The 17,432-nt window shown below is 46.0% G+C and carries 13 protein-coding genes; 8 read left to right on the plus strand and 5 right to left on the minus strand.

Going from position 1 to position 17,432, the window contains the following annotated elements; translation table 11 throughout:
- Window positions 1–42 precede the first annotated feature (42 nt).
- From nirD to ACED25_RS01985, 3 genes are all read left to right on the plus strand, one after another.
- Window positions 43–387, plus strand: a complete 345-nt coding sequence (gene nirD, locus ACED25_RS01975; RefSeq protein WP_004730303.1) for a nitrite reductase small subunit NirD — start codon at window positions 43–45, stop codon at window positions 385–387.
- Window positions 388–529: 142 nt separating this feature from the next.
- Window positions 530–1,999: a NarK family nitrate/nitrite MFS transporter gene (locus ACED25_RS01980; RefSeq protein WP_371694509.1), complete on the plus strand. Its 1,470-nt coding sequence runs from the start codon at window positions 530–532 to the stop codon at window positions 1,997–1,999.
- A gap of 146 nt (window positions 2,000–2,145) precedes the next feature.
- Window positions 2,146–3,936, plus strand: a complete 1,791-nt coding sequence (locus ACED25_RS01985; protein WP_371694510.1) for a protein kinase — start codon at window positions 2,146–2,148, stop codon at window positions 3,934–3,936.
- Window positions 3,937–3,992: 56 nt separating this feature from the next.
- Here the strand turns inward: ACED25_RS01985 and cra are convergent, their stop codons facing one another.
- Window positions 3,993–4,997 carry a catabolite repressor/activator gene (gene cra, locus ACED25_RS01990; RefSeq protein ID WP_009844886.1) on the minus strand — a complete coding sequence of 335 codons (1,005 nt, stop codon included), beginning with the start codon at window positions 4,995–4,997 and terminating at the stop codon, window positions 3,993–3,995.
- A gap of 391 nt (window positions 4,998–5,388) precedes the next feature.
- Here cra and fruB point away from each other — a divergent pair, with 391 nt between their 5' ends.
- The 3 genes from fruB to fruA are packed head-to-tail and all read left to right on the plus strand — an operon-like array spanning window position 5,389 to window position 9,288.
- Window positions 5,389–6,525, plus strand: a complete 1,137-nt coding sequence (gene fruB, locus ACED25_RS01995; protein ID WP_371694511.1) for a fused PTS fructose transporter subunit IIA/HPr protein — start codon at window positions 5,389–5,391, stop codon at window positions 6,523–6,525.
- 9 nt (window positions 6,526–6,534) lie between these two features.
- Window positions 6,535–7,512 (plus strand): 1-phosphofructokinase, encoded by a 978-nt coding sequence (gene pfkB / locus ACED25_RS02000; protein WP_371694512.1) that lies wholly within the window; start codon window positions 6,535–6,537, stop codon window positions 7,510–7,512.
- Window positions 7,513–7,527: 15 nt separating this feature from the next.
- Window positions 7,528–9,288 carry a PTS fructose transporter subunit IIBC gene (gene fruA / locus ACED25_RS02005; protein ID WP_371694513.1) on the plus strand — a complete coding sequence of 587 codons (1,761 nt, stop codon included), beginning with the start codon at window positions 7,528–7,530 and terminating at the stop codon, window positions 9,286–9,288.
- A gap of 153 nt (window positions 9,289–9,441) precedes the next feature.
- Here fruA and ACED25_RS02010 read toward each other — a convergent pair whose 3' ends face one another.
- The 4 genes from ACED25_RS02010 to ACED25_RS02025 are packed head-to-tail and all read right to left on the minus strand — an operon-like array spanning window position 9,442 to window position 15,707.
- The gene (locus ACED25_RS02010) at window positions 9,442–10,497 is read right to left on the minus strand and encodes a helix-turn-helix domain-containing protein (protein WP_371694514.1); all 1,056 of its coding nucleotides are present in this window, start codon (window positions 10,495–10,497) and stop codon (window positions 9,442–9,444) included.
- Window positions 10,494–13,655: an efflux RND transporter permease subunit gene (locus ACED25_RS02015; protein ID WP_371694515.1), complete on the minus strand. Its 3,162-nt coding sequence runs from the start codon at window positions 13,653–13,655 to the stop codon at window positions 10,494–10,496. Before ACED25_RS02015 ends, ACED25_RS02010 begins: the two co-directional genes overlap by 4 nt.
- Window positions 13,652–14,830 carry an efflux RND transporter periplasmic adaptor subunit gene (locus tag ACED25_RS02020; protein WP_371694516.1) on the minus strand — a complete coding sequence of 393 codons (1,179 nt, stop codon included), beginning with the start codon at window positions 14,828–14,830 and terminating at the stop codon, window positions 13,652–13,654. Before ACED25_RS02020 ends, ACED25_RS02015 begins: the two co-directional genes overlap by 4 nt.
- A complete protein-coding gene (locus ACED25_RS02025) occupies window positions 14,820–15,707 on the minus strand; it encodes an ABC transporter six-transmembrane domain-containing protein (protein WP_371694517.1) in 888 nt (295 codons plus the stop codon). The genes ACED25_RS02020 and ACED25_RS02025 overlap by 11 nt, the downstream gene beginning before the upstream one ends.
- Before the next feature lie 194 nt (window positions 15,708–15,901).
- Between ACED25_RS02025 and ACED25_RS02030 the strand changes: the two genes are divergently transcribed.
- On the plus strand, window positions 15,902–16,504 hold the full coding sequence (locus tag ACED25_RS02030; RefSeq protein WP_371694518.1) for a hypothetical protein: 603 nt from the start codon (window positions 15,902–15,904) through the stop codon (window positions 16,502–16,504).
- Window positions 16,505–16,515: 11 nt separating this feature from the next.
- A complete protein-coding gene (locus ACED25_RS02035) occupies window positions 16,516–17,427 on the plus strand; it encodes a sterol desaturase family protein (RefSeq protein ID WP_102442437.1) in 912 nt (303 codons plus the stop codon).
- Window positions 17,428–17,432 lie beyond the last annotated feature (5 nt).

A 17,432-nucleotide genomic window follows, 5' to 3' on the forward strand; every position in this document is an offset into this window, starting at 1 on the left:
TTAAATTGATTATTAGTTTTATGTTTTGACTAGGAGAAAGTCATGGAAAATTGGACAACCGTATGCAACACCCGGGACCTAACCCCAAACGGTGGTATTTGCGCCAAAGTAGACGATAACCAAGTGGCTATTTTTTACTGCAAGCGCAGTGACACGCTTTATGGACTCTCTAATTACGATCCTGTTGGCAAGGCGAATGTGATGTCACGTGGTATCATTGGTTCATTAAGCGGTGAGCCTTACGTAGCCTCACCCTTATACAAGCAGCATTACCACTTAGAAACTGGCGCGTGCCTTGAACAACCCGATCTCAAGCTCGTGAAATTTGAAGTTCGCAAGCAAGGAGAACAGGTTCAGGTTCTCGCACCACTTGCTATCGCCAGTTAACTAAACGCCGACATCATCATGTAAACGCTTTATCAGCGTGAGCAATTTCGGCACAGGGTTTAGCCACATGAATGCGTTCGAATTTCGGAAGTAACGCACGAGCTAAAGCCGGGTAACTTTCCAGATTTAAAGGATTTAAACCATGGATAACACAAAATTTTCGCTGCTTTCATTTACGGGTAAGATGAAAACCTTACACTTAAGTTGGATGGCCTTTTTTATCACCTTTGTTGTGTGGTTCAACTTTGCCCCACTACTGCAAATGGTAAAAACGTCGCTTGGTCTTTCTACTGAAGAGATCAAAACACTGCTTATTCTCAACGTTGCATTGACCATTCCGGCGCGTGTCGCCATTGGTATGTTAACCGACAGATACGGCCCAAGATTGGTCTACTCTTCTCTACTCGCGGTCTGTTCTATTCCTTGTTTTATGTTTGCTCTGGCAGACTCTTTCATTCAAGCGGCAATTGCTCGTTTCCTACTTGGCTTCATTGGCGCTGGCTTCGTTGTCGGTATTCGCCTTGTGTCTGAGTGGTTCCCACACAATGAATTGGGTACTGCAGAAGGTATTTACGGCGGTTGGGGTAACTTTGGTTCAGCAGCGGCAGCATTCACGCTTCCAACTCTGGCTTTAGCATTTGGTGGTGAAGACGGCTGGCGTTATGCGGTCGGTATTACTGGCCTTATGAGCTTAGCGTTCTCGTTTGTGTTCTACAAAAACGTAACGGATACACCAAAAGGTTCTACTTACTTCAAACCAGCTCAAGTAACAGCAATGGAAGTGACATCAAAGGGTGACTTTTTCTTCCTACTTATTATGAAGATCCCGATGTATGCCGCACTAGCGCTACTGACATGGAAGCTATCACCAAGCAACATCAACATGTTATCTGACATGGCGGTTTACTCTGTGTATGCAGGTTTGGCTGCGCTTTACGTGTACGAAGTGTCGCAAGTTTGGAAAGTAAACAAGAACGTATTTAAAGAAGAAGTACCAGAGATTCACCAGTACAAATTCAAGCAAGTTGCGGTACTTAACGTATTGTACTTCGCGACATTTGGTTCTGAACTGGCTGTTGTTTCTATGCTGCCACTGTTCTTCTCTGATACCTTTGAATTAACACCGGTTCTTGCAGGTATGGTTGCATCGGCTTATGCCTTTATGAACCTAATGTCTCGCCCAGGTGGTGGTTGGATTTCAGATAAATTCGGTCGTAAACCAACACTGCTTATTCTAACGATTGGTCTTGCTGTGGGTTACTTTGCAATGGGTCAAGTCGACAGCACATGGCCTGTATGGCTAGCGGTTGTCGCAGCGATGGCGTGTTCTTTCTTCGTGCAAGCGGGTGAAGGTGCAGTATTCGCAACAGTTCCTCTAATCAAGCGTCGTATGACAGGTCAGATTGCTGGTATGACAGGTGCTTACGGTAACGTGGGTGCGGTAGTTTACCTAACTGTGTTGTCATTCGTGAGCTACCAAACGTTCTTCTTAGTGATTGCAGGAACAGCGGTATTAGGCTTCGTTACTCTGATGTTCATGGAAGAGCCTAATGGCCAAATTGCTGAAGTAAACGACGATGGTAGCGTGACCTTGATCAACGTCTCGAGCTAACCACTCATTGAATCGGGAGAAGCACCAAGGTTGGTATTACCGCTTTGGTGCTTCGTTCAGAGGCTCTACGTTCACTAGAGCTTTTGTTCTTCCTAGGATGTTCTGTCAAGGAAGCGGGAAGAAGAACAGTTAAAAGAAGACCAGTTATGACAATTTCATTCAGCCAAGGGCAAGTCGTCACGCCGGAATCAAACAACCAATTAACGCTTAAGTTTGGCGGTTATTCGAATAAAGGCATACGTGATGAAAACCAAGACGCCATCATTGTAAAGCACCCCAAAACTCGTACTGAGCAAGAGTTGAAAGGCAGTGTCGTCTGCATAGCAGACGGGGCAAGTTGCAGTGAACACGGCCAGAAAGCCAGTCACACCAGCGTGATGCAATTTATCGACGACTATTACGCCACTCCAAATAGCTGGAGTATTCAGCGTTCAGCACAGAAAGTCTTAACCTCACTCAATTCTTGGCTCTTCAACACGTCTGTTTCTAACATTCATCCTGCACAACAAGTGAACCACAACGCCCTCGTTTCGACGTTCAGCAGCGTGATACTCAAATCGAACACCGCACATATATTCCACGTTGGCGACAGTCGCATTTACTTACTAAGAGATGGAGAATTACGCCAGCTTACCCGCGACCACACCCGTAAAAATATGGGGCAGAAGCATTATCTTACACGCGCCTTAGGCATGGACAACCAACTCAACGTTGACTATCAAACCCTGCCTATCAAGAAAAACGACTGCTTTATCCTCACTTCGGATGGTGTGCATGAATTTGTCTCGCCCAACACCTTCAATGAACACATCGATAAGCCTGGAGCGGATTTTGAATACGCAGCACAAACCATCTGTAACACTGCTTTAAGCCACAATAGCTCAGACAACGTGAGCTGTTTGATTGTGCAAGTCAGCCATCTACCTAAACCTTCGCTCATTGAGTTCCATGAAAAGCTGGCTAAACGTGCCATCCCACCCGCGTTAAAGCTCGGACAAAGTATCGACAACTTTATGGTGCTTGAGGTGTTGTATGCAGGCTCTAGAAGCCATGTGTATCGTGTGATGCAGAAAGAGACACAAACCGAGTTCGTGCTGAAAGTCCCTTCCGTCCAATATCATGATAGCCCTTCGCAACTGAGAGCTTTCTTTACTGAACAATGGGCGGGGATCTTGCTAAACAATAAGAAAGTAATGAAGGTCTACCCGACACCAGAGAACTCGCAATTTTTATATCAAATCTGCGAATGGGTAGAAGGCATCACGCTAAGACAATGGATGTACGACAATCCAAAACCGTCACTCAATGAAGTACGCGACATACTAGAAAAAATCACACAAGGTATTCGAGTATTACAACGCGCAGACATGGTGCACCGAGATTTAAAGCCCGAGAACATTATGCTTCAACATGATGGTGAGATAAAAATCATCGACCTTGGCGCTGTATTAGTCAGAGGACTTGAAGAGGGAGAGCTCGCAGACAAAGACGACACTCCATTAGGTGCGGTCAATTACATTGCACCCGAGACCATCAAACATAACACCGCGACCACCAGCTCAGATTTGTTCTCTATCGCTGTGATCGGCTATGAGATGCTAACTGGTGAATTGCCCTACTCTGAAATGACCGCACAATCACTTAAGCAATCTCGTCATCATCAGTGGGAATACCAACCCATCACTCAAAAACGAACTGACTTACCAAGCTGGGTGGATTTGGTGTTACAAAAAGCCTGCGCCGAATCGCCGAGCGAGCGTCATCAAGTGTTGGGGGATTTTGTGGCAGACCTTTACACGCCAAACCAAAGTTTGGTGAAAAGCAAAGCCAAGCAACCTTTGATAAACCGAAATCCAATCCAGTTTTGGAAGGTGTTGGCTTTGTTGCTCGGCATTGTTGCCATTGTAGAGTTGGGCTTATTGCTTGGTTCGAGTTAACTCCAAGTTCGAGCTAAGTGTCCAAGTCTAACCTAGCTTGTTTAAACTAACTGGAATTAGCCTCGTCTCACTAAACTTCTCGGCACGAGTTCAATACCCGCTTGGTAACGCTTAGCGGATGCATTTAACGCCAAAGCAAAAGCGCTGTCGGCAATTACTTCAAACTGCTGCGGCAGTGAATGGACTTTAAAAGGCAAGAAGTCGAGCAGTCGGTTATCACCAAAGGTTGCCAGTTTTACTTGATTAATCAGCTCTGGTTTTTCAACCATTACATCCAACACACCCTCTAACAAGGTGTAAGACATAGTCACAATCGCATCAGGAACCGTGCCTTTTGCAATCCAACCCTCAAAAACCTCTCGCCCAGATTCCCTATCAAAGTGCTCACCATAACCCACAACCATCGGCTTGTTTTCTGCGAGCCCTGTTTGTTGAGTATGTGCTTTATTCGCAGCTTCAAAACCTAGGTGACGTTCGCGTGAGATATTTAGATCAGGAAGTGCGCCTATCAAACCAACACTATGAATATTGTCATCGAGAATCGAATGCGTCAGTTCAAATGCGGCTTCGAAATCTTCACTGAGTACGCAAGCAAAGTGCTCATCATCTAACGGACGGTCAATTGCGATCACAGGCGTTCCTGAGTTTTGCAACTTTAAGTAGAACTCGTTGGCGTCTGGCATTGAGCTCGCAACCAGCAAGGCATCAATACGACGACTTACCAAAGCTTCAGCCACTTTTCGTTCGGTTTCAGCATCATCATCAGAACAACCAATCAATATCTGGTAGCCCACTTTGCGTGAATTCTGCTCTATCAATTTTGCCAAACGCGCGTAACTGCTGTTTTCCAGATCCGGAATAATCAAACCAAATGAACGGCTATTACCAGCTCGCAACGACGAAGCGGCGTGGTCTGGACGGTAATTATACTCTTCTACAACCGCCATGACTTTCTGTTGAGTCTTTTCACTGATTCTGTATTTCTGCGCCTTGCCGTTGATGACATAACTGGCTGTGGTTTTCGATACTCCAGCCAACTTAGCGATTTCATCAAGTGTCATATGAGTGACCTGTATTTTGTGCGTAGGATCATATAACGAATGATCTGATCCCTGGATTAGTTGAATTATATGCTGAATCGATTCAGTATAAAAGCTGAAAGGATTCAGCAAAATCTGAAAAGTGACTTCAATCATCCTTTTGAATGAATCGAGCGTCATTTGTTGTTAATAAGCTTTCGTTATTTAGCTTTTCGTTATCCACGAATCAGACCGAATTAACGACACGCAGCAAAACTATTTTGAAAATCGAAATTGGCTTTGCTGAATTTTTTTACACTGAATGCTGAACCGATTCAGCTAAAGTAAAGCAAAGAGTAAAGTTCACTAATTCTTGCTCTAGTTGGAATCGTAGCGACACACAAATTCTCAAGCGATACGCTAAAGAGGCACCATGCTTAAATTATCAAAATCTGACATCACTCTAGGCCAAACGGCCAATGATAAGTTCCAAGCAATCCAAAATATTGCAGGCGACCTAACAGCCAAAGGCTTAGTTGACTCTGGCTACGTTGAAGGAATGCTGAACCGTGAAAACCAGAACTCTACGTTCCTTGGCAACGGTATCGCGATTCCTCATGGAACGACTGACACTCGTGGCCTAGTGAAAGAGACAGGCGTTGCGGTACACCACTTCCCTGAAGGTATTGATTGGGCAGACGGAAACCGTGTTTACGTTGCGATTGGTATTGCAGCTAAATCTGATGAGCACTTAGGCATTCTTAAGCAACTGACCAAAGTGCTAGCGGCAGACGGTGTTGAAGAGAAATTAAAGCAAGCAAAATCAGAAGACGAAATCATCGCCCTACTTAATGGCGAAGTTCAGCTAGAAGCAGACCTAGACGCTTCTTTAGTTCAGCTACTGTTCCCTGCAAGCGACATGATTCAAATGTCGGCAGTTGCGGGCGGCCTACTTAAGAACACAGGTTGCACAGACAACGCATTCGTTGCCGACCTTGTGACAAAAACACCAACTCACCTAGGCCAAGGCCTATGGTTGTTGGGCAGCGACAAAGGTGTAACTCGCACTGGCGTATCTTTCGTTTCAACAGCGAACCATTGTGAGTACGAAGGCACACCAGTTAAAGCATTGGTAGCATTCGCCGCTTGTAACAGCGCACACCAATCGATTCTGGCAAACCTAAGCAAGATGGTTTTCGAAGGTAAGCAACAACAACAACTGTTGACTGCAGATGCAGCGCAAGTCATTGGCCTTCTAAAAGGTGAAGCGGTTTCTATAGCTTCTCAAGACGACGACAACTGCGCAGTATTCAAAATCAAAAACGCACACGGCCTACACGCTCGTCCGGGCGCAATGCTAGTCGCTGAAGCGAAGAAGTTTGAATCAACAATCCGCGTGTCAAACCTAGATGGCGACGGAAAAGAAGTGAACGCGAAGAGCTTGATGAAAGTAATCGCGCTTGGCGTTAAACACGGCCACCAGCTTCAATTTGTTGCTGAAGGTGATGACGCAGCACAAGCACTTGAATCGATTGGCAAAGCTATCGCTTCAGGCCTTGGCGAAGGTTAAGGGGTCGATATGTCTGATAAACAAATCAAAGCCGTTACCGTAACCCTAAACCCTGCTCTAGATCTGACAGGTAGCATCGATGTGCTAAACGTAGGTTCAGTTAGCTTGGTGAACAAAAGCTCTCTGCATGCAGCGGGCAAAGGCGTAAACGTAGCAAAAGTTCTTTCAGAACTTGGCGCAAAAGTGACAGTGACTGGCTTCCTTGGTCGCAATAACGAAGAACCGTTCTGCCAACTGTTCGAACAGATGGGCGCAACTGACCGCTTTATTCGTGTCGACGGCGCAACTCGCATCAACGTGAAGTTAGTAGAAGAAAGTGGTCAAGTTAGCGACATCAACTTCCCTGGCGTAGCGGTAACACCGATTGCCATCGAGCAGTTTGAGCGCACTCTATTCGGGTTAGCTGAAGACCACGAATATTTCGTGATTGCAGGCAGCTTACCTCAGGGCATTTCACCTATGTTATGCGCATCGTGGATTCAGAAACTTCACGATATGGGCAAGAAAGTGTTATTCGACAGCAGCCGTGATGCACTTAAAGCGGGGCTCGATGCACAACCATGGCTGATCAAGCCAAACGATGAAGAGCTATCTCAGTTATTCAACGCCGAACTAACTACACGCGACCAATGCCAACACGCAGGCCAAGCCCTAAGTGAAAAAGGCATCGATAACATCGTTGTGTCACTTGGTGCTGAAGGTGTGATGTGGCTTAACCAAGGTGAGTGGTTACACGCTCAACCTCCGCGCATGCAAGTAGTAAGCACGGTAGGTGCAGGTGACACCTTAGTTGCTGGCCTATGTTGGGGTCACATGCAACAGATGCCAAAACCAGAACTTATTCAATTCGCAACCGCCCTATCTGCTATAGCAGTTTCACAGGTAGGCGTGGGTGTAACCAGCCAACAAGAGCTGGATTCAGTACGACAAAATATCCAATTACAGGCGCTTAGTGCTCCAACTAGTCAGTTAGACACAAGTAAATAGGACAAAGGGATTATTATGAATATTACCATCATCACAGCTTGCCCAAGTGGCGTAGCAAACAGCATCATCGCAGCAGGGTTGTTAGAGCAAGCTTCAAAAACACTGGGTTGGAACGCCGCTATTGAATGTCAATCTAGCGTATTACCTAACTCTCCAGTATCACAAGACACGATCGACAGCAGCGATGTTGTGGTTATTGCTGCCAACACAAACATTGATAAAGCGCGCTTTGTTGGCAAAAAAGTGTACCAAGCAGCTATCTCTGAATGCACAGCAGATGCAAAAGCATTTCTAGAGAAAGCGGTAGCAGAAGCAACGGTATTAGACGCTTCTCAAGTTGAAAAAGCAGTTACCGTTACTAGTACTTCAACAAACTCTTCTACAACAGCAAGTACAGGCAGCAAGAAGATCGTAGCGATTACCGCTTGCCCAACGGGTGTTGCACATACCTTTATGGCAGCTGAAGCGCTGGAAGCAGAAGGCAAACGCCTAGGTCACCAAATCAAAGTGGAAACTCGCGGCTCTGTAGGTGCGAAAAACCAACTGACAGACCAAGAAATCGCAAACGCTGATCTTGTTATCATCGCTGCCGACATCGACGTTCCTCTTGATCGTTTTAACGGCAAAGCGCTGTACAAAACCACAACAGGTCCTGCTTTGAAGAAAACAAAGCAAGAGATGGAAAAAGCATTCGCTGAAGCTAAGCCATACCAGCACACAGCGTCTTCAAATTCAGCGCCTGCTGATGAGAAGAAAGGTGTGTACAAGCACCTAATGACAGGTGTATCTCACATGCTTCCTGTGGTTGTTGCGGGTGGTTTGATCATCGCACTGTCTTTCGTATTCGGTATCGAAGCCTTCAAAGAAGAAGGCACATTAGCAGCAGCATTGATGACTATCGGTGGTGGTTCTGCATTCGCACTGATGATTCCTGTTCTTGCTGGTTTCATTGCATTCTCTATTGCTGACCGTCCGGGTCTGGCTCCAGGTCTAATCGGCGGTATGTTGGCTAGCTCAACAGGTGCAGGTTTCCTAGGTGGTATCGCAGCGGGTTTCATTGCGGGTTACGCAGCAAAATTCATTGCCGACAAGGTTCAACTTCCACAATCCATGGAAGCCCTCAAACCGATTCTGATCATTCCGTTTATCGCGAGTTTGTTCACTGGTTTGGTCATGATTTACATCGTTGGTGGTCCAGTTTCAGGCGTGATGAGCGCAATGACAGACTTCCTAAACAACATGGGAACGTCTAATGCGATTCTTCTGGGTGTGATTCTAGGCGCAATGATGTGTTTCGACCTTGGTGGTCCAGTAAACAAAGCGGCTTACACGTTCGGTGTTGGTCTATTGGCTTCACAAACTTACGCACCAATGGCAGCAATCATGGCAGCAGGTATGGTTCCGGCTCTAGGTATGGGCCTTGCAACTTTCCTAGTGAAAGACAAGTTTGAAGCAGGCGAGCGCGAAGCAGGTAAAGCATCATTCGTTCTTGGGCTATGTTTCATCTCTGAAGGTGCAATCCCATTCGCAGCGAAAGACCCAATGCGTGTTATCCCAGCATGTATGGCAGGTGGCGCACTAACGGGCGCTCTATCAATGATGTTTGGTGCACAACTAATGGCTCCACACGGCGGCTTGTTCGTACTGCTAATTCCTGGCGCTATCTCTCCAGTACTTATGTACCTAGTGGCGATTGCAGCAGGTACAGCGGTAACAGGTTTTGGTTACGCAGCTCTTAAAAAGATGAGCAGCGATAAAGTAACAGCAGAGGCTTAATCCCCCTACTCTGTTTAACGGCTAAACCCTTCGAACAGAGGCTCTTGATAACCGGTTTCTTGGTAAACGGTTCCTTGAAATAAAACAAAGGCTCCTCATTTGAGGAGCCTTTTTATTGGAATTAGCTAACAAACTGAAACGCTCGGTCTGGTGTTACTTTTCTAATGTCGCTAAAACGGGCAACTGGAATGAAAACGTCACGCCTTCGACATCATCCGTATCAATCTGACGAATCATCTCTACCAAATAACCTTGCACATCTAACTTCAAACCTTGTTGTTCAACCGCCTTAAACAGAGCTTCTAACGCTGTGCTATACGCCACATCCGAAACCAGATAAACGTCGCTGCATAAGTAGTAGCCTTCAGGAATGGTCATATCATAACGATCTTTCGCGACTTGCCAATTTCCGATTTCAGCGTCGATGTCGTCCCACTTATTATTCATTTGCTTGATCGGCGTGGTGCCCATCAAATGTGTCGATTTCTGACCATAGATTTCAAATACCGTGTCCCAATCAGGATCTTCCAACTTAAGCTTTTGCATGCCGCGTTCTGGATACCAAACCAGCTCGATCGGCATAGACTTAACCAGCTCTTTTTCCATCGAAGACTGCACACCTGGATGTGCCAATTTCTGGATGAAGTCTGCCGTTTCCTTAGGTGTCGCGTTGTAGCCCATTTCTCGAATATGTTTCGCAGTAACACCGAGCTCGCGCTTAAGCGCCTTACCTAATGACTGCGACGATGAGTAGCCACAATACTGAGCAATTTCAATCACGCTCCACGGCTCGTCGTTGATCAACAAACCGACCGCGATTTGTAATCGAACTCGGCTCAGATACTGACCCGGAGTTTCGTTAAACAGATCAGTAAACTGACGATGAAAGTGGTATGGCGAAATCGCACTCTCGGTTGCTATTTCTTCCCATGTACGACGCTCACCCCACTCTTCATGCATCAAGGTCAATGCATGCGTAAAGCGTTTTTGAAGGTGCTCTGGCAAAGATTCAATCAATGTAATCTCTGGCACCAGTTTAAAAGCTGGCTCTAAATGCAAAGCAGGTTTGTTCTCTTGCGTCATACAGTCTTGGGTCTCAGGTACATTAGCTTTAGTCTTACTGTCGGTTAGCTTCGCCGAACTGGACAGCTTCATTGAACTGGATAGCTTGGCTTCACTATCGTCTTTGTCCTTTATAAAATCAATCACGAGCGCTCCAAAGTGAGTTCTTCTAATGAATCTTGCTCGCCCAGTTCTTTTTCGATTAGATTTTCAACTAGCGGCGGCTTGCGACAAAACAAACCAAGCAGCACGGGAATCAAAATCAGAGTCACCGCAGTGGCAAACAGCTCACCAAACACCAAAGATACTGCCGCTGGTTTCAAGTATTGCGCCTGCTCTGCGGTTTCGCTTAGCAATGGCAACAATCCACACACCGTTGTAATGGTGGTCAAGAAAATCGCCCTCAAGCGGCTAGTACCCGCAATGACTAACGCTTGCTGTAACGGCACCCCTTGGCGGTATTCAGCGTTAAAACGAGTAATCAACACCAACGAATCATTAATCACGATGCCTGTCATGGCCATCATACCGAACATAGAGAGAATGCTGATGGGTAAGTCCATCAAGTAGTGACCAAAAATCGCGCCAGCAAAACCAAACGGTATCACTGCCATGATGATCATCGGCTGCCAATAGGACTTCAAAGGCACCGCCAACAAAATGTAGATCATGATGAGCGTTAGTATCATCGCTGATTTGAAGCCGTTCGACACCTCACCTATCTCTTCAAACTCACCGCCCGCTTTTATCGTTACACTTGGAAACTGTAAGTGCAGAGATTCAATCGTATCTTCAAGTTGCTCACGTGTTTTCTCCGGTGATTGCAGGTCTCGGTTCTGCTTCCAATACAGGTTGATCACTTGTTCTCGGTCGCGGCGGTAAACCACTTGTGGTTCTTGCTCATGACGAAACTCAGCAATATCCCCCATCATCACACTTCCACCATTAGGTAACATGATAAGAGCCTGTTGTAGCTGAGCTAAGGTTCTGCGCTCATCTCTTGGATACTGCAGCAGCACCTTGGTCTCTTGCCCGTTTTCTAACAAGCGATGCACTTCTCTTTCGCCAAACGCTTCTCCTGCTAACTTAGCCAGTTTCGCTTGAGTTAACCCAAGTTGCTGACCATATTGATTCAACACCAATCGAACTTGCGGTAAACCATCCTGACCATCGTCGTAGACATCCGATACGCCTTTCAACGAAGCCAAAGTATCCGCTAGCTCCTCGCTAACTAGAGAAGCAAGCTCACGATCATTGGAAGAGATCGTTAAGAATGTTCCACCAGCAGGCTCCTCTGCCGCACTGAACTTAACCGAATAAGCGCCTTCTATTTGGCCTGTGTTTTCTCTCCATCGCTTCAATAATAAATTACCCTGCAATGAGCTTAAGGATTCGTTGGTGAGCTCAGCTGTGACTTCAATTTCGCCATAGCCATCAGACCAGGCAAGTAGGTTAACAACAGGCTTTTCTTGTAATGGGTAATCGTCCATCAAACCTTTTTCAACTTGTGTCATTGCTTGCTCTACTTGCAACAAGGCTTGGCGCTGTAAAGGCAACGGCGCGCCATCTTCCAGTTCAATAATCGCAGTGATGTAACGCCCCGGAATTTCAGGAAACAACGCACTTCGAATCGCACCGTTAGACCACATACCATAAGCCAGTGAGATAACCGCCACAAACCCAAGCAGAGACGCAACTTTGTAACCAAGTGCAAACTCCAATACTGGCTTGTAGATGTTGAGATTAACCCACTGCAACCCGCCTTGAGCAGCATTCTGAACCTTGGCGAACAAACCCGTTGATGGCTTTTTCACAGAAAGCAGAGCCAAGTGTGACGGCAAAATAAACTTGCTTTCGATAAGCGAGAATATCAGTGCAAAAATCACCACAGCCGAAAACCCAGCCAGCACTTTGGCTAGCTCGTTATTAATCCATAACATTGGAGAAAACGCAGCGATGGTTGTGAGCACACCAAACACGGTAGCCACTGATACTGAATTAACGCCCTGCCAAGCGGCTGTCTTTCCGTTTATATTAGAGGGGCCGTTTATATTAGAAGAATAGCCGACGTTCCCCGTCCGTTTTTCATGTATCGCTTCACCTACAACAACCGCATCGTCCACTAGCACACCGAGAACCAAAATAAAGCCAAATAGAGTGATGTCGTTGATGCTGTAGTTGAACAACTGCATTGCTGCCAACGTTCCAGTCAGCGCAATTGGAATACCCATTGCGACCCAAAAGGCGAGCCTAATTTCAAGAAAGATCCCAAGTAGAACTACGACGATCAATAACCCTTGCCATGCATTCTCACTCAAACGAAATAGCTGCTCTTCAATGTAAGGTGCCATGTCGGCCATGGTATTCAACTCAATATCCGATGGTAGAATCGCGCGTTGGGCATCGAGCGTTTCACTGATCGCTTCACTGACTTTGAGTAGGTTGTCGGTTTGGCTCGTACTGACCAATAATGCGATGGCGTTAGAGCCATTGTTACGCACGATAGAACCACTGTATTGGTAACCACGACTTAACTTGGCGATGTCTCCCAGCAGTATTTTTCCGTTGCTTCCTGAAATTACAACAAGTTGGTTCAACTTCTGTAGATCATCGGCGTATCCGTCACCACGAATCACCATTCGACCTTTGTCACTAATCAGCTCACCGCTTCGAGTCTCAAGCGAACGCTGCTCAACGAGCTCTGCGAGATTTTCTAAGCTCAACCCCAACGCTTTCAGTTGGTCAGGATCTGGCTCGATAACCAATTGAGATGTGCGAGTTCCCCAGTTTGATACCTTCGAGATACGCGGATTCTTCTTCAGTGCTTGTTCAAGTTGCTTAGCGATAGGTTGCAGCTCGTCATCGGTTCTTGGCCCCGACACCACCACAAATGCCGCCAAATTAGTAAATTCGTTTCGCACAACTTGTGGCCTGTCCGCTTGCACGGGAAAACCATTGATCGCGTTGACTTGATTGCGAATGTCGTCCAGAAGCTTGTCTAAATCTGTGCTACTGGTTTTACGAACCATGACCTGAGAAATCCCAGCACTCGACTGACTGGTGATCTGTTTGATGCCTGCAATGCCACTGATTGACTCTTCGATTCGCTGCGTAACACTCTCATCGATCTGTTGCGCGGTACCGCCAGGGTAAGTAACGCTAATACTAATGGAAGAGGGTGCGATTTGTGGAAACGACTCGACACGTAACTGCCCAAATGCCAGCACGCCACTAATAACAATCGCCATCATCAACAAATTAGCGGCGACTGGATTGTTAATAAACCATTTGGTCACCCAACTCATTGGTTCGCCTCCTCAACCTGTTCATCATCAGATTTGCTTGCGATCATGGCTTCTGAATTATCATCTTGATAAAAGTTAGGCTCGACTTGCTTCCCAATTAACATCGATGAAAGCGGATATTGCACCACTCTGCGAACCTGTTCACTTTGCTGATTAAACCGAATATCAAGCACCTGATTACCTTGCCCAATCAGGGATACCGACTCTTTACGTAGACGATTATTGCTGTCTAACGTCCATACATATCCGTCTCGTGTCATCGCACTTAAAGGCACACTGACTACGTTATTCTTAAGCCCTAGATTAACCACAGCCTGAACCTGCTGATTTGGAAACAATCTTGGTTTGCTTTGATAAGGTGCCTCAACCGAAAGCACAACTTGTCTTTGGCGAGTGACCGAATCAACTTGCGGCGACACATAGCGCACCTTTGCAGGCCACTGATTCCCAGAACGATTCACCACTGTGATGCTTGGCTCAGTCAGAGCGGCTTGAACTTGTTGCCAATGCATTTCAGAAATAGGCAACTCGATATCAATCGAATCACTGGCAGCCAATTCAAAGGTCACTTGCCCCGCCTCTATCCACTCTCTCGGGCTGATATGGCGCTTCATGATCACTGCATCAAAGGGCGCAGTAATCACTGATTCTTCCAACAACTTCTGTGCGCTCAGGTAAGCCTGTTTTGCTTGTTTGAGATTAGCTTTCGCTGCAAGTAATTGAGGCTCTCTACGAGCAAAAGACGAACTCGTTTTCGGGTTCAGCATTTTTAACGCGACCGTTTGTTCGTGCTTAGCTTGCTTCAATTCCAATTCTGCTTGTTTCAATAAGCTCAACGCCTGAGCCAAGTTCGCATCAACTGCGCTAGTATCTAACCTGGCCAATACATCGCCTTTGTTAACCAAATTCCCCGGTTCAACGCTTTCATCTAGCCATTTTAATTGTGCGCTGCTGGATGCTTTCAACTGCACAGGCCAACGCGCAGCAGTTACACCTAATATCGTTAGCGTCGATTGATGCTGTAATGGTGTCACCTCTAACACTGAAACTGGGGCAAGGACGGCTTCTTTCTTCACTGGCTGGGTAGCTTCAGGTTCCAATTCATCAACGACAACCAACGCGATAAAGATGACTGCGCAACCGACTAATACAGAAAGTGGCTTTTTAAATTTCATGAGGTATCTCCTTGGTAACCTGTTGAGTGGCGGTGTGATTAAGGCGCTGACTGATTTCAGTGAGACGAGAAAGGGTTTGTAGCGTGATTGGTAGCATCACTGCGGTTTCAACAAACTCCAGTGAATAGGTAACGATAGAAAAGACCTGCCCTGCGGTCGGCTCTGTAAGCTGACCCACCATCCATAAGTTGCCGATGACCGCGCCAAACAACACGATAAAAATCAGCCCATAGACAACAGCTTCGGTATCAGACAGCTTGATTTCACACTGCTTTAGGCGCTCAAAGTGCCAACGAAGTGCAGATAAACGAACGCCGCTCAGCAATTTCACCTGCTGCTCTACTTGATCGTTAAATTGGCCGTTAAGCCGAGTAAAGGTTCGGTGGAACACACCATAGATAACCAGCATCGACAGCCCTGCAAACAACATGCAAAGCGCCAATGAGAAGTGAAACGTTGAGAGGATAACCACCGTCGCGACCAACTGAACCACCGCCGTCATCAAAGTAGGCAAATCATCTTCTAGAAAATCAACCAGCTCACGAGACATGGTTAGCCGAGCGTCTTTGGTTGATACAGATAAGCCACGCAGGTTGCACTCCACGATATTCGCCAGTTTTACACGAATCGCACCATACACACGGGTATCGTAAAAACGACGAACGACACTGATGATCACCAGTACAAAAAGAATCAGTGCCAACATCATCAAAGGCTGAAAGCTTTTGTTTAATACTCCGTCGATGGCGTAACCAATAAACAACGGCAGCAGAATAAGCATCACGTTTTCAGCCAATACCATTAACCAAGTCGCAGCAACCTTTAATGGATTAAGCCGAATAATCGTCAGCAGAGAGATGGGATATTTGAATAGCATTATTGAGCCCATAAATGAATATGGCGCCAGTATTACCAATCCGACATGGAAAAAAGTGTCCCAGATTGCTGTATTATCAATTTAGGCAATCGACGGATTCGCTGTTGACCACTAAAAAGCGAGATCGGTTACCTTTTGTTTACCTCGCCACCCTTACTCTCCTTGATAAGAAAAATGAACAACAAGGAAAGAGCATGAAATTATTCGCTTCATTACTCACGACAGTCGGTATTACTGGTCTTGTCTGGGGGGTATTACATATTCAACCTGCAATTGCGGATGCATCGACAGAGCAGCCAATCGCTGAGTTATCAACGAACAAGTCATCAATCGACAAACAGCCAAAAAACAAGTCCGTAGAGGTCAAACAACAGGCGACTGCAAACACGACTTTTCTGCAAGGTTTGAGCAAGACGATTCCATTAGAGGATGTTCCTGAGTTATGGGTGGATTTCTATCAGAGCCTCGAAGTCAATGACAAAGAGGGCGCACAACAACAAGTCATCGTGATCTATCAAGACATCAGCTTAAATTTCAGCGAAGCAACAATCACGATTGGCTTCCCAACTCAGCAATCAAAATTAAATAAAAACAAACCCTTAATTAAGATCCCAAGCAAAGCCAAAGGCACGCTTCTACTAGGTAAAGGCGAACATACCGAACAGGAATTAGCACAAGCTTGGGAAGGTATCGCGATATTAAAAGAAGTGGACATGATTATAGAGCACCACCAACTCAATCAGCATGGGTTGCCAGATTCTAGCGAGTTATACGTCTATTATAAGAACAACCAGTAAAGGATTTAGTTATGGATTTCACTTTGGATAGCATTGGGAGCTTTCTCTCTCAAACATTCACAGAAACAAGCATCATCCTTACCGAGACTTGGGTCGATGACAACTTTCTACTGCTTGCTCTGGCTCTGTTTATCTTTGAGCTTATCCGCTATGCCTTTAAGAAAAAGCTCAGCTGGAACATGTTGGGAGACAGCGCGACCAACTTAGTCACCTTATTCTTCTTATTGGTTACCGTTTTCTTTGTCGGGTTAGCCTATGTCGGTGCTTTTGTTTACGCCTACGAAAATTTCAGCCTAACTCAGCTACCAATATCTGGTTGGACGATTCTAGGTTGTTTGATCTTGGCCGATCTCGCGTACTACTGGGAACACAGATTTTTGCACAGTAATGGTTTAGCTTGGGGAACACACTCGGTTCACCATAGCTCACCTTACTTTAATATCTCGGTCGCCTATCGCTTTGGGCCTTTAGATTGGTTCTTCCCGTTCTTCTTTCACTTGCCGTTAATTCTGCTGGGTTTCAATCCGTTTGTGGTTCTGATGTGTGAAACCTTTGTTCAACTGTTTCAAACACTGCTGCACACTGAAACCGTTAAACGCTTGCCTCGTCCTGTTGAAGCGGTCTTTAATACGCCTTCACACCACAGAGTGCATCACGCGACTAACAAGCAGTATCTTGATAAGAACTACGCTGGGATCTTTATCATTTGGGATCGTATGTTCGGCACCTTCGCCAAAGAAGAGGAAGAAGTCAGATATGGCGTATTCCCGAGAATCAACTCTGTGAACCCATTTAAGGTATATTTCCACGGCTACGTTAAACTGTGCCAACAATTATGGCACGCGCCAAATTGGAACTACCGACTACAACTTCTTATTCAGCCGCCTATCTGGGCTTGGAAAAGAGAACGAGAAACAAAGTAAGGACA

Source organism: Vibrio sp. 1F263, assembly GCF_041439035.1.
GTDB classification, from domain to species: domain Bacteria; phylum Pseudomonadota; class Gammaproteobacteria; order Enterobacterales; family Vibrionaceae; genus Vibrio; species Vibrio tasmaniensis_A.